This window comes from Saccharothrix saharensis (assembly GCF_006716745.1).
In the GTDB taxonomy this organism is placed as follows: domain Bacteria; phylum Actinomycetota; class Actinomycetes; order Mycobacteriales; family Pseudonocardiaceae; genus Actinosynnema; species Actinosynnema saharense.
In genome coordinates, this window is sequence record NZ_VFPP01000001.1 from 5,282,505 (window position 1) to 5,302,020 (window position 19,516).

General features: G+C 73.4%; 20 protein-coding genes. 12 read left to right on the forward strand and 8 right to left on the reverse strand.

Annotated features, from left to right (window positions below; translation table 11 throughout):
* Positions 1-16: 16 nt before the first annotated feature.
* Together cds1 and FHX81_RS23590 are read left to right on the forward strand one after the other, a co-directional pair.
* Positions 17-1,111: an L-cysteine desulfhydrase Cds1 gene (gene cds1, locus FHX81_RS23585; protein WP_170232148.1), complete on the forward strand. Its 1,095-nt coding sequence runs from the start codon at positions 17-19 to the stop codon at positions 1,109-1,111.
* Between the two features lie 73 nt (positions 1,112-1,184).
* Positions 1,185-1,583, forward strand: coding sequence for a hypothetical protein (locus FHX81_RS23590; RefSeq protein WP_141980210.1), 399 nt, complete (start codon positions 1,185-1,187; stop codon positions 1,581-1,583).
* A 271-nt stretch (positions 1,584-1,854) separates the two neighbouring features.
* Here FHX81_RS23590 and FHX81_RS23595 read toward each other — a convergent pair whose 3' ends face one another.
* The 4 genes from FHX81_RS23595 to FHX81_RS23610 form a co-directional block, all read right to left on the reverse strand.
* Complete coding sequence (locus FHX81_RS23595) at positions 1,855-2,727, reverse strand: 1,4-dihydroxy-2-naphthoate polyprenyltransferase (protein WP_141980211.1); 873 nt, start codon at positions 2,725-2,727, stop codon at positions 1,855-1,857.
* Between the two features lie 64 nt (positions 2,728-2,791).
* Complete coding sequence (locus tag FHX81_RS23600) at positions 2,792-3,988, reverse strand: hypothetical protein (RefSeq protein ID WP_141980212.1); 1,197 nt, start codon at positions 3,986-3,988, stop codon at positions 2,792-2,794.
* Between the two features lie 129 nt (positions 3,989-4,117).
* Positions 4,118-5,182, reverse strand: a complete 1,065-nt coding sequence (menE, locus tag FHX81_RS23605) for an o-succinylbenzoate--CoA ligase (RefSeq protein ID WP_141980213.1) — start codon at positions 5,180-5,182, stop codon at positions 4,118-4,120.
* Positions 5,182-6,093, reverse strand: a complete 912-nt coding sequence (locus tag FHX81_RS23610) for a 1,4-dihydroxy-2-naphthoyl-CoA synthase (RefSeq protein WP_141980214.1) — start codon at positions 6,091-6,093, stop codon at positions 5,182-5,184. The genes menE and FHX81_RS23610 overlap by 1 nt, the downstream gene beginning before the upstream one ends.
* Positions 6,094-6,188: 95 nt before the next feature.
* Between FHX81_RS23610 and menD the strand changes: the two genes are divergently transcribed.
* The gene (gene menD / locus FHX81_RS23615; protein WP_141980215.1) at positions 6,189-7,811 is read left to right on the forward strand and encodes a 2-succinyl-5-enolpyruvyl-6-hydroxy-3-cyclohexene-1-carboxylic-acid synthase; all 1,623 of its coding nucleotides are present in this window, start codon (positions 6,189-6,191) and stop codon (positions 7,809-7,811) included.
* A 56-nt stretch (positions 7,812-7,867) separates the two neighbouring features.
* Positions 7,868-9,364, forward strand: a complete 1,497-nt coding sequence (locus FHX81_RS23620) for a M1 family metallopeptidase (RefSeq protein WP_141980216.1) — start codon at positions 7,868-7,870, stop codon at positions 9,362-9,364.
* 48 nt (positions 9,365-9,412) lie between these two features.
* On the opposite strand, the gene FHX81_RS23625 is transcribed toward FHX81_RS23620, so the two are convergent.
* From FHX81_RS23625 to FHX81_RS23635, 3 genes are read right to left on the reverse strand one after another with little or no spacing between them, the layout of a single operon-like run.
* Entirely contained in the window at positions 9,413-10,498 is a 1,086-nt protein-coding gene (locus tag FHX81_RS23625) for a CU044_5270 family protein (protein ID WP_141980217.1), read from the reverse strand.
* Complete coding sequence (locus FHX81_RS23630) at positions 10,491-11,045, reverse strand: RNA polymerase sigma factor (RefSeq protein ID WP_246107948.1); 555 nt, start codon at positions 11,043-11,045, stop codon at positions 10,491-10,493. Before FHX81_RS23630 ends, FHX81_RS23625 begins: the two co-directional genes overlap by 8 nt.
* A 44-nt stretch (positions 11,046-11,089) precedes the next feature.
* Positions 11,090-12,331 carry an isochorismate synthase gene (locus tag FHX81_RS23635; RefSeq protein WP_141980219.1) on the reverse strand — a complete coding sequence of 414 codons (1,242 nt, stop codon included), beginning with the start codon at positions 12,329-12,331 and terminating at the stop codon, positions 11,090-11,092.
* A gap of 63 nt (positions 12,332-12,394) precedes the next feature.
* Between FHX81_RS23635 and FHX81_RS23640 the strand changes: the two genes are divergently transcribed.
* From FHX81_RS23640 to FHX81_RS23670, 7 genes are read left to right on the forward strand one after another with little or no spacing between them, the layout of a single operon-like run.
* Positions 12,395-12,859, forward strand: a complete 465-nt coding sequence (locus FHX81_RS23640) for a DUF3592 domain-containing protein (protein ID WP_425473839.1) — start codon at positions 12,395-12,397, stop codon at positions 12,857-12,859.
* Between the two features lie 42 nt (positions 12,860-12,901).
* Complete coding sequence (gene paaA, locus FHX81_RS23645) at positions 12,902-13,834, forward strand: 1,2-phenylacetyl-CoA epoxidase subunit PaaA (protein WP_141980221.1); 933 nt, start codon at positions 12,902-12,904, stop codon at positions 13,832-13,834.
* Positions 13,831-14,115, forward strand: coding sequence for a 1,2-phenylacetyl-CoA epoxidase subunit PaaB (gene paaB, locus FHX81_RS23650; protein ID WP_106616896.1), 285 nt, complete (start codon positions 13,831-13,833; stop codon positions 14,113-14,115). The genes paaA and paaB overlap by 4 nt, the downstream gene beginning before the upstream one ends.
* On the forward strand, positions 14,112-15,002 hold the full coding sequence (paaC, locus tag FHX81_RS23655) for a 1,2-phenylacetyl-CoA epoxidase subunit PaaC (RefSeq protein ID WP_141980222.1): 891 nt from the start codon (positions 14,112-14,114) through the stop codon (positions 15,000-15,002). The genes paaB and paaC overlap by 4 nt, the downstream gene beginning before the upstream one ends.
* The gene (gene paaD, locus FHX81_RS23660; RefSeq protein WP_141980223.1) at positions 14,999-15,490 is read left to right on the forward strand and encodes a 1,2-phenylacetyl-CoA epoxidase subunit PaaD; all 492 of its coding nucleotides are present in this window, start codon (positions 14,999-15,001) and stop codon (positions 15,488-15,490) included. The genes paaC and paaD overlap by 4 nt, the downstream gene beginning before the upstream one ends.
* The gene (gene paaE / locus FHX81_RS23665; RefSeq protein ID WP_141980224.1) at positions 15,490-16,524 is read left to right on the forward strand and encodes a 1,2-phenylacetyl-CoA epoxidase subunit PaaE; all 1,035 of its coding nucleotides are present in this window, start codon (positions 15,490-15,492) and stop codon (positions 16,522-16,524) included. Before paaD ends, paaE begins: the two co-directional genes overlap by 1 nt.
* A gap of 17 nt (positions 16,525-16,541) precedes the next feature.
* Positions 16,542-17,174, forward strand: coding sequence for a hypothetical protein (locus tag FHX81_RS23670; RefSeq protein ID WP_141980225.1), 633 nt, complete (start codon positions 16,542-16,544; stop codon positions 17,172-17,174).
* 257 nt (positions 17,175-17,431) lie between these two features.
* Here FHX81_RS23670 and FHX81_RS23675 read toward each other — a convergent pair whose 3' ends face one another.
* Positions 17,432-18,256, reverse strand: coding sequence for an inositol monophosphatase family protein (locus FHX81_RS23675; protein WP_141980226.1), 825 nt, complete (start codon positions 18,254-18,256; stop codon positions 17,432-17,434).
* 144 nt (positions 18,257-18,400) lie between these two features.
* Between FHX81_RS23675 and FHX81_RS23680 the strand changes: the two genes are divergently transcribed.
* Positions 18,401-19,504, forward strand: coding sequence for a glycosyltransferase family 4 protein (locus FHX81_RS23680; RefSeq protein ID WP_141980227.1), 1,104 nt, complete (start codon positions 18,401-18,403; stop codon positions 19,502-19,504).
* The last annotated feature ends 12 nt before the right edge of the window (positions 19,505-19,516 follow it).

Consider the following 19,516-nt stretch of genomic DNA (forward strand, 5'->3'; position numbering starts at 1 on the left):
AAGTTATCGTGCCGGCGTGACCTCTTCGGTAGACCGATGCAGCTCCCGGACCAGGGAATGGGTGTGCGAGGCCGTCCGCATCATCGAGGCGGACGCCAACCGCAGCGCCGACACGCACCTGCTGCACTTCCCCCTCCCACCGGAGTGGGGCATCGACCTGTACCTCAAGGACGAGTCGACCCACCCCACCGGCTCGCTCAAGCACCGGCTCGCGCGCTCGCTGTTCCTGTACGCGATCTGCAACGGCTGGGTCGTCGGCGGCACGCCCGTGATCGAGGCGTCGTCCGGCTCGACGGCCGTGTCGGAGGCGTACTTCGCGCGGCTGCTCGGGTTGCCGTTCATCGCGGTGATGCCCCGTTCCACCAGCAAGGAGAAGGTGGCGCTGATCGAGCGCCAGGGCGGGCAGTGCCACTTCGTGGACGAGCCGGGCGCGATCTACGACGAGTCCCGGCGGCTCGCGGCCGAGCTCGGCGGGCACTTCATGGACCAGTTCACCCACGCCGAGCGGGCGACCGACTGGCGCGGGAACAACAACATCGCCGAGTCGGTGTTCCAGCAGATGGCGCTGGAGGCCGCGCCCGAGCCGGAGTGGGTCGTGGTGGGCGCGGGCACGGGCGGCACGAGCGCCACCATCGGCCGCTACATCCACTACCGCAAGCTGCGCACCCGGCTGGCCGTGGTGGACCCCGAGCACTCGGTGTTCTTCGACGCGTGGTGCGACCGCGACGCGACGCTGACCGGCACGCGGGGTTCGCGCATCGAGGGCATCGGCCGGCCGCGGGTGGAGCCGTCGTTCATCGGCGACGTGATCGACCGGATGATCAAGGTGCCGGACGCGGCCTCGGTGGCGACGATCCGGCACGTCGAGCACGTGCTGGGCCGCCGGGTCGGCGGGTCGACCGGCACGAACCTGTGGGGCGCGTTCCAGTTGATCGCCGAGATGCGGGCGTCCCGGCTGCGGGGCAGCGTGGTGACGCTGCTGTGCGACGGCGGCGAGCGCTACGCGCACACCTACTACGACGACGAGTGGGTGGCCGGGCAGGGCATGGACCTGGAGCCGCACCTGGCCGCGCTCGACAGGTTCCGCTCGACGGGTATGTGGGGCCGTTGATTCCTGCTTTCATGGGAACGCGGAGCGCGTGCCGTGCGTCGCAGCGGGATCGGCGCGTGGGAAGGGGTGTGCGGTGAGCGCGTGGCGGACGGCGGAGGTGCTCACGGCGGAGGACGTGCTGGCCAGGTCGGTCGCCGACGCCGACCGGGCGATGCGCGAGGCGGCGAAGCTGCGGTACCCGCAGCGCGAGCCCTCCGCCGAGGACGTGCGGCGGGTGATGCAGTACGCGAAGTCGAACGCGGCGTCGCCGGAGCTGCGGGCGTTGCAGCGGCGGATCGCGGGCGGCTACCTGAGCTGGCGGCAGGTGCTCATGGGCGAGGCGGCCGACGACCGGGGCGTGAAGGCGGCCCTGGAAGCCGACCGCGAAGCCCTGGCCGCCCTGTGCCGCGGCGAGGAACCCCGCGTCGAACCACCCAAGCCCAAGCCGCGTGACGACGACGAGCCGATCTCGTTCACCGAGGACGCCTGGTGAGCACCTCGGGCCCACCTCGGGCACCATTCCCGGCGTCGCCCCGAGGAACAGCAACGGCACCACGACGGGGGACGCCGGCAGGACTCCACCCGAGTCCGGGAGCGCCCACCCGGCGATCGTCGCGAACGCCGCCGGTCAGCACCCGACCAGCACGACCACGCCCGCGCACAGCGACCCGGACCGCCTCGGTCCACCCACCCGACCGTTCCGGCGCTCCGGGCGGGCGTCGGACCCCGTTTGTCCCACATCGGCCACCAACGGCCGAAGGACGTCAGCCCAGCACCAGCGCGACGGGCACCGCGATGCCCCACACGAGCATCGCCAGACCGGTGTCGCGCAGCACCGGGATCAGGTCGCGGCCCTTGCTGCCGTTCAGCACGCGGCGCGCGCCCAGGACCACGAGCGGAAGGGCCAGGAAGCCGATCAGGGCCAGCGGCACGCGCAGGCCGATCGCCAGCGTGATCAGGAACGGGATCGACACCAGCGCCAGGTACAGCCGGCGCGAGTCGCGGTCGCCCAGCGTGGACGCCAGGGTCCGCTTGCCCGCCCGGACGTCGGTCGGGATGTCGCGCAGGCTGTTCGCGATCATCACGCCGGTGGAGAACGCGCCCATCGCCACCGCGCCGCCGATGCCGATGCCGGTGACCTCGCCGGTCATCACGTACAGCGTGCCCAGCACCGCCGCCGGGCCGAAGAACAGGAACACGGCCAGCTCGCCCAGGCCCGAGTACCCGTAGGGCTTGCGGCCACCGGTGTAGAACCAGGCGGCCGCGATGCACACCGCGCCGAACGCCACCATCCAGTACCGGCCGGTCAGGACCACCAGCACCAGGCCGGCCAGCGCGGCCACGCCCAGCGCGGCGAACGCCGCCGTGCGCACCGCCTTCGGGTTGGCCGCGCCCGACCCGACCAGGCGGAACGGGCCGACGCGGTCGGCGTCGGTGCCCCGGATGCCGTCGGAGTAGTCGTTGGCGTAGTTCACGCCCACCTGCAACGCCACCGACACCACCAGCGCCAGCACCGCCCAGGTGAGGTGGAAGCCGTCGATGTGGTGCGCGGCACCCGCGCCGACCAGCACCGGGGCGATGGAGTTCGGCAGCGTGCGGGGGCGGGTCCCCGATACCCACTGGGCGACTGTGGCCATGCCGGACATCCTCCGACATGGTGAACGGGGACCCGCTCCCGGGTGCGGCGTGATCAGCCGGTGATCAGCAGGCGGTGGCGCCCGACACGCCGGAGACGTACGCCCGCGCGACGAACTTGCCCGCCGCGATCCGGTACCAGATGTTCGACGTGCCCTGCGAGCCCGTCACGGACTGGCCGGTGACCTGGCACTCGACCCGCACCTGCGCGTAGTTCGCGGCCAGCCCCACCTGGGACGCCGTGGAGGTCGCGCCGCTGCGCACGTTGAGCGGGTCGCCCGCCGTGCGGATGAACCCGGCCGGGCCCGAGCCGGTCCACTGGTAGGTGACGGTGACCCACGCGTTGTCGGTCAGCTTCAGGCCGTCCCAGAACGTGCCGTCGGCCAGGTCGATGCCCGCCGGGTTGGCCACGGCGCGGCCGAACTGGTCCTTGCCGCCGTTGTAGCCGTCCTGGTAGGCGGCCTGCGCCTCGGGCTTGCCCTGCGGCAGGTCCTTCCACATCTCGCGGGTGGACGACGGGTTCCAGTAGTCGTCCTTGGTGTTCCACGGGCCGACGTCCCAAACCGGCGCCCACTCGCACCGGCCGTTCGCCGCGCACACCCGCACGCTGTAGGTGCCGGTGCCCTTGGCGGACAGGCCGCGCCGCGACGGCAGGGCGACGAAGTGGTCGCGGCTGACGATCACGTGCCCGTTCGCCGTGGTGCCGCCGACCAGGCCCTCGCGGGTGGCGAAGATCCGGTAGGACAGGCCGGCGGCCTCCGCGACGACGCCCGAGGACGTGGTCGTGGTGAACGCCCGCAGGTCGAGCCGGCTCACCGAGGGCGACGCCTTCTCGGCCGTCAGCGCCAGCCGGACCTGCACGGTCGTGACCGCGGTGGGCAGCACGGCGGGCGCGTCGGGCCGCGCCTCGACCCACTCGGTCCACTGCTCGTCGCCCACCGCGCCGCGCACGTCGACGGCGACTTCCGCGCCGGCGGGCACGGTGCTCGCCACGCTCGCGGCGACGGCGTTGACCGGCGCGTCGACCGTGCGGGGCGCCAGTTGCAGGAACCCGGTGCGGATGGCCGCCCGCGCGCTGGCGGGCGTGGGCGCGGCGCGGTCGAGCCGCACCGCGCCGTCGTGCGTGGTGACGCCGTTGTCGTCGGCGTCCACGGTGGACAGGTCGGCTCGCCACTCGACCTCGCCCGCGGCGGCGGCGGGCGCCGCGAGTCCCGCGGTGAGGACGGTGGCGAGGGCGAGCGGTATCAGGTAGCGCCTGGTCATCGCAGCACTCCTCGTCCGGACGGCGCGGTGCGGTGGTGACCGCGGCAGGGCCGCGCGTCCCGGCGCAGCCGAGCCAATCGCCTGGCGTGGTTACCTGTCAACCAACAATCTTGCTAATAAGACAGAAACTCACCCAAACGAGCTAGCGACCGCCTTCCGGTCCACCTTGCCGGGCCCGCGCAAGGGCAGTTCCGCCACGAACACGACCCGCTTCGGCATGGCGAACCGCCCCACCACCTCGCCGACCGCCGCGCACAGCCCGTGCGCGTCGGGCGGGTCACCCGGATCCTCCGGCACCACGGCCGCGGCCACCACTTGACCCCACTCCGGGTCGGTCAGCCCCACCACGCACGCCTCCCGCACACCAGGCTGGGCCGCGAGCACGCGTTCGACCGCGGTGGGCGCGATGTTCTCCCCACCGCTGATGATCACGTCGTCGGCCCGGCCCAGGACCTCCACCGTGCCGTCGGACCGGACGCGCCCGAGGTCACCGGTGCGGAACCACTCGCCGAACGGCTCGCCGCCCAAGTAGCCCAGCGCCAGCACCGGGCCGCCGATCTCGATCCGGCCCCCGGTCAGCCGCACGCGCACGCCGTCGAGCGGCAGCCCGTCGTAGACGCAGCCGCCGGCGGTCTCGCTCATGCCGTACGTGGTCACCACCCGGACCCCGAGCCGCCGGGACCGCTCCAGCAGGCTCGGCGGGGTGGCCGCGCCGCCGATCAGCACGGCGTCGAACTGCCGCACCGCGGCCAGCCCCGGACCGTCGGTGGCGACCAGCCGGGCGAGCTGCGTGGGCACGAGGGCCGTGTAGTGCCGACCGGGCGTGGCCAGGACCGGTCGGGCCGCGACGGCGAAGTCGGCGGCGCGGAAGCCCGGGGTCAGGTCCATCACGCCCGGCTCGGTGCCCGCCACGACCGACCGCACCAGCACCTGGATGCCCGCGATGTGCGTGGTCGGCAGGGCGAGCAGCCACGTGCCGGGCCCGCCGAGGCGGGCGTGGGTCAGCTCGGCGGACGCGGTGAGCGCGTCCGCGCCGAGCAGCACGGTCTTCGGCTCGCCGGTGGAGCCGGACGTGGTGACCGCGAGCGCCGCCGCGGTCTCCCAGCCGCGCGGCGGTGGCACGTCGCCGCCCTGGGCCACCACCAGGCCGCCCCGGCCGCCCAGGGCGGCGCGCACCTGCTCCCGGGTGACCATCAGTAGTGGTAGGGGTAGTCGGACCAGTCCGGCGGGCGCTTCTCGAGGAAGGCGTCCCGGCCTTCCACCGCCTCGTCGGTCATGTACGCCAGCCGCGTGGTCTCGCCCGCGAAGATCTGCTGCCCGACCAGGCCGTCGTCGATCAGGTTGAACGCGTACTTCAACATCCGCTGGGCGGTCGGCGACTTGCCGTTGATCTCCTTGGCCCACTCCAGCGCCGTGGACTCCAGCTCGGCGTGCGGCACGACCGCGTTCACGGCGCCCATCCTGTGCATGTCGTCGGCGGTGTAGGCGCGGCCGAGGAAGAAGATCTCGCGGGCGAACTTCTGGCCTACCTGGCGGGCCAGGTAGGCCGAGCCGTAGCCGCCGTCGAAGCTGCCGACGTCGGCGTCGGTCTGCTTGAACCGGGCGTGCTCGGCGCTGGCCAGCGTGAGGTCGCACACCACGTGCAGGCTGTGCCCGCCACCCGCCGCCCAGCCCGGGACGACCGCGACGACGACCTTGGGCATGAACCGGATCAGGCGCTGGCACTCCAGGATGTGCAGCCGGCCCGCCCGCGCCGGGTCGATCGTCTCGGCCGTCTCGCCCGACGCGTACTGGTAGCCGCTGCGGCCGCGGATGCGCTGGTCACCGCCCGAGCAGAACGCCCAGCCACCGTCGCGCGGTGACGGGCCGTTGCCGGTGAGCAGCACGCAGCCGACGTCCGAGCTCATCCGGGCGTGGTCCAGCGCGCGGTACAGCTCGTCCACGGTGTGCGGCCGGAACGCGTTGCGCACCTCCGGCCGGTTGAACGCGATGCGCACCGTGCCCTGGTCGACCGCGCGGTGGTAGGTGATGTCGGTGAAGTCGAACCCCTCGACCTGCTTCCAGCGGGCGGGGTCGAACAGCTCGGAAACGTCCTGATCTGCCACGGCAGCGACAATAGGCCCGCGCGGCGGCTGAGAGGCGGCCCGGTGCGGCTCAGCGCGTGGAATCACCTGGTCGCGGGCTGAGCGACAATGTCGGGGTGAACCCGTCCACCGCGCAGGCCAGGGTGCTCGTCGACGAGCTGATCCGCAACGACGTCCGGCACGTCGTGCTGAGCCCCGGATCGCGCAACGCACCGCTGTCGTTCGCCCTGCACGAGGCAGCCGCGGCCGGACGCCTCACCCTGCACGTCCGCGTCGACGAGCGCACCGCGGGGTTCCTGGCCCTGGGGCTCGCCAAGGGCGGCGGCGAGGTGACCGCCGTCACCTGCACGTCCGGCACCGCCGTGGCGAACCTGCACCCCGCGATGCTGGAGGCCGCGCACGCGAACGTGCCGGTCATCGCGCTGACCGCGGACCGCCCGGTCGAGCTGTACCGCACCGGCGCCAGCCAGACCGTGGACCAGCAGCGCATCTTCGGCACGGACACGCTCCAGTTCCCCATCGCCGAGCGCCGGGACAACCAGAACGGCCTGTGGCGGTCCCTGGTGTGCCGTGCTGTGTCCACCGCGCGCGAGCGGGGCCCGGTGCACGTCAACGTCCCGTTCCGCGAGCCCCTGGTGCCCGACGGCGACGACGACTGGCCGGAGAGCCTGGACGGCCGCCCGTTCGACATGCCGTGGACCCGCACCGCCCACCGCACGACCACCTCGACCAGTGCCGCCGACCACCTCGGCCCGCGCACCCTGGTGATCGTCGGCGACACCGGGCACGACCTGTCCGACCTGGCCGAACGCGCCGGCTGGCCCGTGATCGCCGAACCGACCGGGAACGGCCTGCGGCACGGCGCGCTGCTGCTCAACGCGGGCGAGCTGCCCGAGCACCTGCGGCCGCAGGCCGTGGTCGTGGTCGGCCGCGCCACGCTGTCCCGGGGCGTGTCCCGGCTCCTCGCGCGGACCCCGGTCGTGCACGTGCTGTCCGACGACCTGGACTGGCCGGACGCCCAGTTCACCGCCACGCACACGTCCACCGACCTGGTCCTGGGCGAGCACGACGTGGACGACGACTGGCTCACCGCCTGGCAGCACGCGGACAAGGCGGTCGCCGACGTGGTGGACGACCTGCTGGCGCACGAGTCGTGGCCGACCGGCCTGCACGTGGCCCGCGACCTGGTCGCCGCGCTGCCGCCGGGCGCGAACCTGTTCCTCGGCTCGTCCAACCCGGTCCGCGACGTCGACCTGGTCGCCGAGCCGCGCCGCGACGTGCGCACCTACGCCAACCGGGGCGTGGCGGGCATCGACGGCAGCGTCTCCACCGCCGCGGGCATCGCGCTGACCCGCGGCCCGACCTACGCCCTGATCGGCGACCTGACGTTCCTGCACGACGCCAACGGCCTGCTCATCGGCCCCGGCGAGCCGCGGCCCGACCTGACCGTCGTGGTGCTCAACGACGACGGCGGCGGCATCTTCGCGTTGCTGGAGCAGGGCGCGAAGGAGCACGAGCGGACCTTCGAGCGCGTGTTCGGCACGCCGCACGGCGTGGACCTGGAGTCGCTGTGCGCGGCGCACCACGTGCCGCACACCGAGGCGCGGACGGCGGAGGAGTTGCGACGCGCGCTCGGCCGGCCGAGCGGAATCCGGGTGGTGGAAGTCCGGGCGGAGCGCCACGGACTGCGCGATCTGCACGGCCGCTTGAAGGCCGCGGTGGCCACCGCGTTCCACTAGTCGGAATCCTACCGACGGGGGTACAGCGGGGGGTGGGCCGCGACTAGCTTCGCCGCATGTCCCTGAGAGCGAAGCTGACCCTCGGTACCGCCGCCGCGGCGTCCCTGCTCCTGCTCGCCGGCACGGCGACGGCGGCGCAACCGGGAGCACCGGGCATCGGCGACCCGTACTACCCGAACGCGGGCAACGGCGGGTACGACGTCTCCCACTACGACATCAGGCTCAACTACCAACCGGCGAGCGACACGCTTTCCGGCACCACGACGATCCTGGCCAGAACCACCCAGGACTTGAGCCGGTTCAACCTCGACTTCCTGCTGAAGGTCAGTTCGGTCCGGGTCGACAACAAGGTGGCCGCGTTCTCGCAGTCCGGCGGCGAGCTCGTGGTCGACCCGCGCGGCACGCTGCGCGGGGGCTCGAACGTGACGGTCGTCGTCACGTACTCCGACGTGCCCTCCACGCACGCCGTGGACGGCTACACGTCGTGGAAGCGGACCCCGGACGGCGCGCTGGCGATCGACCAGCCCGACATCGCGCCGTGGTGGTTCCCGAGCAACAACCACCCGACCGACAAGGCGAAGTTCGACATCTCGGTGGCCGTGCCCACCGGCGTCGAGGTGATCTCCAACGGCACGTTCGGCGGCACCACCCAGCAGATCAACGGCTGGACGAGGTGGCGCTACCGCCACGTCGAGCCCATGGCCACCTACCTGGCGTTCCTGGCGATCGGCCAGTTCGAGGTCCGCCAGTCGACCGCGCCGAACGGCCAGCCGGTGCTCAACGCCTACTCCGAGCGGCTCGGCGCGGACTACGGCGCGGCCGTGGCCAGCATCGAGCGCACGCCCGAGGTGACGGAGTTCCTGGAGTCGCGGTTCGGGCCTTACCCGTTCGAGGCGCAGGGCGGCGTGGCGACGCCGGGCATCGGCTTCGCGCTGGAGAACCAGACCCGCTCGACCTACGACGCCGCGTTCTTCCGCCGCGGCTCGAACACCTACGTCGTGGCGCACGAGGTCGCGCACCAGTGGTTCGGCGACTCGGTGTCGGTGCGAGGCTGGAAGGACATCTGGCTGAACGAGGGCTTCGCCAGCTACGCCGAGTGGTTGTGGTCGGAGCACGTCGGCGAGGGCACGGTCCAGGAGAACTCGGACTTCGTCTACGCCTCCTACCCGGCCGACAGCCCGTTCTGGCAGGTGCTGCCGGGTGACCCGAGCGCGGCCAACCAGTTCCACGGCGCCGTGTACGACCGGGGCGCGCTGACCGTGCACGCGTTGCGCGGCGAGATCGGCGACGAGGCGTTCTTCCGGCTGCTCCAGGAGTGGCCGGCGGCCAAGCGCAACGGCAACGCGACGACGGACGAGTTCATCGCGTTCGCCGAGCGGCTGTCCGGCAAGCAGCTCGACGAGCTGTTCCAGACCTGGCTGTTCACGCCGGAGAAGCCGGCCGCGGCGCCGGGTGCGACCGGGTTCTCGGCCCGGGCGGCGACCGTGAGCGAGCCGAAGTCGTTCAAGAAGATCCAGGAGACGCGCGAGCTGCTCGCGGGTCACCAGCACTGAGCGCGCGCGAAGGGCCGCCCCCGACGTCCGGGGGCGGCCCTTCGCGCGTCAGCCGGTCTGGCCGAGCCGGTCGACGACCTTCGTGGTGATCGCGCTGTGGCCGGTGACGGTGCCCGGCGGGATGTAGGACTCGTGCGGCCGCGGCCCGGCGACGGTGCGCTCGCCGATGAAGTCGCCGGTGGCCGGGTCCACGATCAGCTCGCGCCGCTCGTGGACGTCCTCGACGGTGATCGCGACGCCCGCGCGGCCGTCGAGGTCGGCCGCGCCGTCGGCCACCGCGACGCCGTCGAGCAGCGCCAGCGCCCGGTAGAGCGAGGCGCGCAGGTCGGCGGGCACGAGGCCGGTGCGCAGCAGTTGCACGGCCCAGTGGAACACCACCGCCGGCCCGCCGCCGCGGTGGGCGGTGCGGTCGCGCAGCCACTGGAGCAGTGCCTGCGGGTCACGCGGGAGCTGCGCGTAGAACTCGGGGTTGTCCCAGTCGTCCGGGTCGCCGCACACCTTCTTCGGCTGGGCGTCCGGGAAGAAGTCGCCGCACCTGCCGCGGCGCTCGCCGGTCGCCGTCACGTCCGGCTCGCCCAGCGGTGCCTCGGACTGCGGCACCGTGCCGCCGAGCCACTTCACGCCGTCCAGCGGCGTGCGCCGGTTCAGCCACTCCTGCGTCACGTCGTGGGGGATCCAGGTCTCGGTGCGGGACTCGACCAGGTAGGTGTAGCCGTGGTCCCGCGCCGGTTGGCCGACGGGAGTGGCCGTCCCCGTGCCGCGCGAGTTCCACTCGTGCGCCGCGATGTAGCGGTACTGGCCGGGTGCGAGGGGCTGGTCGACGGCGGTGACGGCGTCGGCCGCCCGCGTCAGGTACTCCCGGGCGGACAGCAGCCGCACGCTCGGCGGCGGTGGCGCGTCCGAGGACGCGGTGGCGACGGGCTCGTTCCGGCCGCCGGTCGTGACCACACCGGTGACCAGGGCGGCCGCGGCGGCGACGGCGACCGGTGCCAGCCATCGCGCGGTGTGCTTGCGCTTGGGGGCCGCGGACGCGGCAGCGGCGCTCAGGACGCGGGCGCGCACGGCGTCCAGCGGCACGTCGGCGGTGCGGGCGTCGTGGTGGAGCCGGTCGAGCGCGTCGTCGAGCTCACGCATCGCGATCCTCCTCGGTGAGCAGGGCTTGGAGCCTGGTGCGGACCCGGTGCAGCCGGGAGCGGACGGTGCTGTCCTTCTCGCCGAGCGCGGCGGCGACCTCGGCCGGGGTGAGCCCGGCCCACGACGTGAGCAGCAGCGCGTCCCGGTCGGGGTCGCGCAGGTCCGCCAGGGCGCGGGTGAGCAGTTCGGTGTGGCGCTGGGCGTCGACCCGTTCGGCGACCGCGCCGCCGTGGTCGGGTTCGGGGCGACCGACCGCGCGCAGGCCCGCGCGCCGGCCGCGGGTCTCCCGGCGGACGTGCTCGCGCACGAGGTTCGTGGCGATCCCGTAGAGCCAGCCCTTCACGGGCGCGCGCTCGGGGTCGTAGCTGTGGCGTCGCTTCAACGCCACCAGGAACGTCTCGGCGACCAGGTCGTCGGCCGCCGCGTCGCCGACCCGGCCGGCCAGGTAACCGCGCAACTGCCGCGCGTGCGCGTCGAACAGGTCGGCGAACGCGGCCGTGACGTCCGGCCCGCGCAGGTCGGGTGGTTTGTCCAGTGCTGTGGTCACGTACCGGTTGGCCGCAGGACGATCGGGCGTCCCGGTGACGTGCGTCACATGCCTTCGAGGGCTTCCCGAAAGGGCAGCATCTTGGCGTGCGCCTCGTGGACCTCGGAGTCCGGGTCGGACTCGGCGACCAGGCCGCAGCCCGCGAACAGGCGCGCCGTGCGGCCGTCGACCTGCGCGCAGCGCAACGCGATGCCCAGCTCGCCGTCACCGTTGCCGTCGATCCAGCCGACCGGGCCGGAGTAGCGGCCGCGGTCCATGCCCTCCAGCTCCTCGATCACCGCGATGGCGTCCGCGCGGGGCGTGCCGCCGACGGCCGCCGTGGGGTGCAGCGCCTCGCCCAGCGCGAGCAGCGACGGCGTGCCGCCGAGGGTGTCGCCGAGCGTGCCGATGACGTCGCTGGACAGGTGCGACACGTTCGGCAGCCGCAGCACCGACGGCCCCTCCACCGACATCGTGTCGCAGAACGGCCGCAGCGTCTGCACCAGCGACGCCACCGCGTACTCGTGCTCGTCGCGGTTCTTGCCCGACGACATCAGCGCGGCGGCCAGCTCGTCGTCCGACATGCCGTCGTGCGGCCACGTCGTGCCGGCGAGCACCCGGGAGTCGACCACCGAACCGCTGCGCCGCAGCAGCAGTTCGGGCGTGGCGCCGATCAGGCCGTCCACGGCGTAGACCCAGCACTCGGGGTACCGGCGGGCCAGGCCCTCCAGCACGAACCGGTGGTCGATGCCGATGTCGGCGACCGCCAGCAGGTCGTGCGCCAGCACCACCTTGTCCAGCTCGCCCGCGCGCATCCGCTCCACCGCCGCGCGCACGGCCGCCCGGTATCCGGTGACGGACACCTGTCCGTCGCTGTAGCGCACCTCCGACGGCTTGCGCACCGGCTCGACCCGCCGCTTGCCGCTGTCGCCGATGGTGGTCAGCCAGGCGTGCCCGTTGCGGCGGCCCAGGACGACCTCCGGCACCACGAGCACCGAGTGGCCGGGCCGGTCGGAGAACGCCATGCTGACGAACGCGACCGGTCCCGTGCCGGGCACGCCGAGCTCGTCGTCCACGTCGAGGTCGTCGGTGAACTCGCGCCACCAGCGGTCGGCGGCGGCGAACCGGTCCGGTCCCGAGACCTCGAACCGGGCCGCCTCGCCCCACCCGACCAGGCCCGTTCCGTCGCGCACCCAGCTCAGCGCGCCGGTCGGCTGGGGCAGCCTGCCCAGCAGTTCGTCGCCCGCGACGCGCCTGGTGTGCACGCGCAGCCGTTGTCGGGTCCGCGAGGCAGGAGCTGAGGTCACGGCGTCGAGGGTATGGACTCATCGCTGAGATCCGGCGCGGAGGCCGCCCTAGACTCCTCAGTTGTGGTGGACGACGCAGTGCGGACAGGTGCCCGCCCCCCGGCTCGGCTCCTGGTCAGCCGGGCGTTGGCGGTGCTGGGCGCGGTGGTGACGCTGATCGGGGTGACCCTGCTCGCGGCGTGCTGGCGCGACGACCTGATGATCGAGCAGCGGCTGGGCAAGGCGACCGCCGAGGTGGTGTCGGTCTCGTTCCAGCGGACCGTGGTGCGCTTCGCCACCCCCGACGGCGCGGTGCACAGCCCGTCGCAGGGCCTGCTGTACCCGGACGGGCTGGAGCCCGGGCAGCTGGTGCGCGTCGAGTACGACACGGCCGACCCCGAGGTGGCCCGGGTGGCCGGGCGCACGGCGGTGCTCGCGCTGCTGCCGATCGGCACGTTCCTGCTCGCGGTGTGGGCGGTGCTGGCACCGTTGATCTGGTGGTTGGGCGGGCAGGGGTCGGTCCGACAACGCAGGTCCAGCACCGTGTGACAGTTCTGCCCAAATTCGACCTTCAGGTGTAACATCGCCTCCATGGACCTGGAGGCACAGTTCGAGCGCACCGTCGCGGCCGAGCAGCGTGTCGAGCCGCGTGACTGGATGCCCGACGGCTACCGGAAGACGCTGATCCGCCAGATCGCCCAGCACGCGCACTCCGAGATCATCGGCATGCAGCCCGAGGGCAACTGGATCAGCCGCGCGCCGTCGTTGCGCCGCAAGGCGATCCTGCTGGCCAAGGTCCAGGACGAGGCCGGGCACGGGCTGTACCTGTACGCCGCGACCGAGACGCTGGGCGCGGACCGGGGCGAGCTGACCGAGAAGCTGATCTCCGGCCGGCAGAAGTACTCCTCGATCTTCAACTACCCGACGCTGTCCTACGCCGACGTGGGCGTGATCGGCTGGCTCGTGGACGGTGCCGCGATCTGCAACCAGGTGCCGCTGTGCCGCACGTCCTACGGGCCCTACGCGCGGGCGATGATCCGCATCTGCAAGGAGGAGTCCTTCCACCAGCGGCAGGGCTACGAGCTGCTGATGACGATGATGTCCGGCACCGACGCCCAGCGCGCCATGGTGCAGGAGTCGGTGAACCGCTGGTGGTGGCCGTCGCTGATGATGTTCGGCCCGCCCGACGCCGAGTCGTCCAACACCGAGCAGTCGATGAGGTGGCGCATCAAGCGCAACACCAACGACGAGCTGCGGCAGAAGTTCGTGGACATGACCGTGCCGCAGGCCGAGCAGCTCGGCGTGACGCTGCCCGACCCCGAGCTGCGGTGGAACGCCGAGCGCGGGCACCACGACTTCGGTCAGCCGGACTGGGACGAGTTCTGGCAGGTCGTCGGCGGCAACGGGCCGGCGAACGCCCAGCGCGTCGCGCACCGGCGCCGGGCGCACGAGGACGGCGAGTGGGTGCGCGCCGCGGCCGCGGCGCACGCTTCGAAGCACGCGGCTCGGGAGGGTGTGGCATGAGTTCGTCCTGGCCGTTGTGGGAGGTGTTCGTGCGCGGCAAGCGCGGGTTGAACCACGTGCACGTCGGCTCGCTGCACGCGCCGGACGCCGAGATGGCCGTCCGCAACGCGCGTGACGTCTACACCCGGCGCAACGAGGGCGTGTCGATCTGGGTGGTGCCCGCGGCGGCGATCACCGCCTCATCGCCGGACGAGAAGGACCCGTTCTTCGAGCCGAGCGGGGACAAGGTCTACCGGCACCCGACGTTCTACGAGATCCCCGAGGACGTGCCGCACCTATGAGCTTCGACAACGCGTACGAATCCCTGGTCGACGGCCACGAGGACGCGCACTGGGCGTTCGGCACCGGGTTCTCCGAGGCGTTGGCCGGGGTGGACCGCGAGGTGCCCGACGTCGACCGCGCCGACCTGACCGCGTACTGCCTGATGCTCGGCGACGACGCGCTGGTCCTGTCCCAGCGCCTGGCCGAGTGGTGCTCCCGCGCGCCCGAGCTGGAGGAGGACGTCGCGCTGGCCAACATCGCGCTCGACCTGCTCGGCCAGGCCCGGATGCTGCTCACCCGCGCGGGCGAGGTCGAGGGCGCGGGTCGGGACGAGGACGCGCTGGCGTACCTGCGCGCCGAGCGCGAGTTCCGCAACGTGCACCTGGCGGAGATCGAGTGCGGCCCGTTCGCGGGCGGCGACTTCGGCACGACCACGGCCCGGCTGCTGGTGTTCTCGTCCTGGAAGCTCGCGCAGTACTCGCGGCTGCGCGGCAGCGCCGACCCGGTGCTGGCGGCCGTGGCCGCGAAGGCCGTGAAGGAGTTGGCCTACCACCGCGACCACGCGGCCCAGTGGGTCGTGCGGCTCGGTGACGGCACCGAGGAGTCGCACCGGCGCGTGCAGGCCGGGCTGGAGCGGGTGTGGCCGTTCCTGGCCGAGCTGTTCACCCCGCACGCCGTGGAGCTGCGGCTGGCGGGCGTCGCGGTCGACCCGGCCGAGCTGAGGTCCGAAGTGGACGGTGCGCTGGACGCGGTGCTGTCGGCGGCGGGGCTGACCCGGCCGGCGGACGTGCCCGCGGCGCGGGTCAACGGGCTGGCCGGGCGTGACGGCGTGCACACCGAGGCGTTCGGCTACCTGCTGGCCGAGATGCAGCACCTGCACCGCTCGCTGCCGGGGGCGAAGTGGTGAGCACCGCACTCGACGTCGCCGCGCGGGTCCGGGACCCGGAGCTGCCGGTGCTGACGCTGGCCGACCTCGGCGTGCTGCGCGACGTGACCGAGTCCGACGGGCGGGTGTCGGTGACGATCACCCCCACCTACTCGGGCTGCCCGGCGCTGGACGAGATGGCCGCCGACCTGCGGCGATCGTTGCACGCCGCCGGGTACGCGGAGGTGGACGTGCGGCTGTCGCTGTCGCCCGCGTGGACCACGGACTGGATCAGCGAGGACGGGCTGCGCAAGCTGCGCGAAGCGGGCATCGCGCCGCCGTCCCGGCTCGGGCCGCGCGCGGTCGGGCCCGTGCCGCTGAACCTGGTGCCGCCGTCGCGGCGGGTGCCGTGCCCGCGCTGCGGGTCGTCGCGCACATCGGAGGTGTCGCGGTTCGGGTCGACGGCGTGCAAGGCGCTGCGCCGGTGCGCGGACTGCGCGGAGCCGTTCGAGCACGTGAAGGAGATCTGATGGCGCGGCCGGTGTTCCGCAAGCTGACCGTCGCCTCGGTCGAGCCGCTGTGCGCGGACGCGGTCGCGGTGACGTTCGAGGTGCCCCCCGCGCTGGCCGCCGAGTTCGCGTTCGCGCCGGGGCAGCACCTGACCCTGCGCAACGGCGACGAGCGGCGCTCCTACTCGATCTGCGCGCCCGCCGGCGGTCCGCTGCAAATCGGGGTGCGGCGGGTGGACGGCGGGCTGTTCTCCACCCTGCTGGTCGACCGGCTGCAGCGCGGCGACGTGCTGGAGGTGCTGCCGCCGCAGGGCACCTTCACCCCGTCCGGCGGGTCACACCACGGCCTGGTCGTCGCCGGGTCGGGCATCACGCCCGCGCTGTCCATCGCCGCGTCGGCGCTGGCGGGCGGTGCGCGGGTGACCCTGCTGTACGGCAACCGGCGCGCGGACACGGTGATGTTCGCCGAGGAGCTGGCGGACCTGAAGGACCGGTACCCGGCGCGGTTCCAGCTCGTGCACGTGCTGTCGCGCGAGCCTCGGGACGTCGAGCTGTTCACCGGCCGGCTGGACGCGGTGAAGCTGCGGGCGTTGTTCTCGACCGTGGTGCCGTGGGCCGACGTGGACCAGTGGTGGCTGTGCGGGCCGTACGGGATGGTGCGCGACGCGCAGGAGGTGCTGGGCTCCCTCGGCGTGCCCGCGTCGTCCGTGCACCACGAGCTGTTCTACGTGGACGAACCGCCGCCCCCGCCGCGCCGCGCCGAGACCGCCTCGGCCGCCGCCGGCGTCGCGACCGTGGTCCTGGACGGCCGCAGCACGGAGGTGCCGCTGCCGGCCGACGTGCCGATCCTCGACGCGGCCCAGCGGGTGCGCGCCGACCTGCCGTTCGCGTGCAAGGGCGGCGTGTGCGGGACGTGCCGTGCGCTGGTCGTGTCCGGGGAGGTGGAGATGCGGCGGAACTACGCGCTCGAGCCGCGCGAGGTGGAGGCGGGTTTCGTGCTGACGTGCCAGTCGGTGGCCGTGACTCCCGCCGTCACCGTGGATTACGACGCCTGATCTGGCACATTGTGGGCATGTCACGTTCGGCGCTGTGGGGACTGCTCATCGGCACGGCGCTGATGACGGTACTGATCCTGTTCGGCATCACGCTCCCGGCGTCCTCGGCCGACGGTGCCGACTCGCCGGTGCTGGCGAGCGTGGTCGCGGCCGGCATCGTCGGCGTGGTCTTCGGTGGCGTGCCCGGCACCATCGTCGGCGCGGTGGTCGGCGCCGTCCGCCGTCGCCGCCCGGCACTGCCACCACAGCCCATGGGGCCGCCGCCGATGCCCCCGCCCCCTCCTCCGCCTCCGCTGAACGACCGCTGGTCCGCGATGGTGGGCCGCTGCGAGCTGGCCGTGCGCCGGGTGCACGCCGCCGTGGCCACCGTGCCCCCGTCGCCGGCGCGGGAGTGGCTGGAACGCATCGCCGGCCGGTTCGCCGCCGAACTCCCGGACGTCCGCCGCATCGCCGACCTGGGCCGCGCCCTGGACGCCGACCAACGCCACCCGGTCACCGACCGCCTGAACGCGGCCGTCCGCGACTTCACGTCGTTCGAGGACGAGGTGGGCCGCGCCGCCCTGCGCCTGCTGAACCAGTCCTCCCTGGACGCGGTCCGCACGGACCTGGAAGTCCTGGAACAACAACTGCCGCACCTGGGCAATGCTTAGGCCGAACGGGGCAACGGGTCGGCCCTTCGCGATCACCTCGCCATGTGGCACGCGTTCCTCGACGAATCCCGTCGCGGCCCGACCTGCTCTCTTGGCGCGGATCGCCGACCTGGGTCTTCGCGGACGTGTGTGGCACTGCCGGGACAACCACGACGTCATCGCGCGCGAGGTGTGCCTGAGCGCGGTCGTGCCGAAGATGGTCGACCTGGGTGTGTCGCGGCTGGTGGTACCCAGAACGCGTCGATCCGCCGAACGGCCTAGCGGGACGTCGACGCCTGCCACCAGCCCAGGACTTCCTCCGCCACCTCCGGCACGGCCACGAGCAGGCCGTCGACCGGCAGCCGGGCGTCCTCACCCCGCCGGTCCAGCACCACCGCGCCCGATTCGACGGCCAGGGCGACCGCGCCGGCCACGTCCCACTCGTGGTAGCTGTCCAGGACGGCGGCCGCGGCGTGACCCAGGGCCACCTGGGCGACGGCCAGCGCCTTCGAGCCCAGCACCCGTACGCCCGTGCCCGCCGCCGCGGCCCGGGAGATGAACTCGCCCATGCCCGGCCACGGCCCCGTCCGCGTCATCTCCGTGCACACGATCGGGCTCAGGGCCTGGTCGCCCAGCCGCACCGGCGTGCCGTTCGCCCGCATGCCCCGCCCCCGCGCGGCCGCGTAGATCTGGGCCCGGTAGGGGTCGGCGACCACCCCGACCACCGGGCCCCACCGGTCGACCAGCGCCAGGCTGTACGCGCACCACGGCACCCCGGCGACGTAGTTCGCGGTCCCGTCGACCGGGTCCACGACCCAGCGGAACTCCGCGTCGTCGGCCACGTCCGGGTCGGTGTCCTCGCAGAACACCGGGATGTGCGGGAACTCGGCGGTCAGCACCCGCCGCGTGTGCCGCTCCAGCGTCCGATCGGTGTCGGTCACCCAGTCGAACGGCGACGCCTCGTCGTCGGGTCGCGCGCCCCGCCCGGCCGTCGCCATGATGACGTCGGACGCGTCGTTGGCGAGTCGGCCCGCTATCTCCAGCGCGATCGACACCAGGCCGGGATCGACGGGCTGCGCGGGTCGGGACGACAAGACGGTCATGCCGACCTAGTGTCACCGCACGGAGTGACCGCGCCGCGTACTCCAGGTGAACCCGGGGCCAACGTCAACCGCGACGCGAGGAGTTCGGCGGGCGTTCGCCGAGGTGTCACGCCGCCGTGTCCTTGGCACCCGAGGGTTCTCGGTGTGCGCGTAGCGATCGTCACCGAGAGCTTTCTGCCCCTGGTCAACGGGGTCACCAACTCCGTGGTGCGGATCCTGGACCACCTGAGGGCGCACGGTCACCCGGCGTTGGTCGTAGCGCCCGGGGCGGGTGCGGACGAGCACCTGGGCACGCCGGTCGTGCGCGTGCCGTCGGTGGACCTGCCCAGGTTCAGCTCGCTGCCGGTCGGCGTGCCCACGCGCCGGGTGCTGACCGCGCTGGCCGACTTCGAGCCGGACGTCGTGCACCTGGCCAGCCCGTTCGTGATGGGCGCGCGGGGCCTGTCCGCGGCGCGCAGGCTGGGCGTGCCGACGGTCGCGGTCTACCAGACCGACGTCGCCGGGTTCGCCGGGCACTACGGCCTCGGCGTCACCGCCCGCGCCGCCTGGCGGTGGACGCGCCGGCTGCACGCCCAGGCCGACCGCACGCTCGCGCCGTCCACGTGGGCGGTGGACGCGCTGCGGGAGCACGGCGTGCCGCGCGTGCACCGGTGGGCGCGCGGCGTGGACTTGGAGCTGTTCCACCCGTCCCGGCGGGACGAAGGGGTGCGCGCCTCGCTCGCGCCGGGCGGTGAACTGCTGGTCGGGTACGTCGGCCGGTTGTCGCCGGAGAAGCGGGTGGACCGGCTCGCCGCGCTCGCGGACCTGCCCGGCGTGCGGCTGGTCGTGGTCGGGGAGGGGCCGGAGGAGGCGCGGTTGCGGCGGGACCTGCCCGGCGCGGCGTTCCTCGGGTTCAAGAGCGGCACGGACCTGGCGACGGCCTACGCCAGCCTGGACGTGTTCGTGCACACGGGCCCGCACGAGACGTTCTGCCAGGCCGTGCAGGAGGCGTTGGCCAGCGGTGTGCCGGTCGTCGCACCGGACGCGGGCGGGCCGCGTGACCTGGTACGACCGGACACCGGGTACCTGTTCTCCGACGACGCGCAGCTCAGGCGGGCGGTCGTGGAGCTGGGCGACCCGTTGCGCCGCCGGCGGTTCGGACTGGCGGCACGGCGCTGGGTGCGCGGGCGGACGTGGTCGGCGGTGTGCGACGAGCTGCTCGGCCACTACGCGGCCGTGCTGGACGTGCCGGAGCGGCGGGCCGCATGAGGATCGGGCACG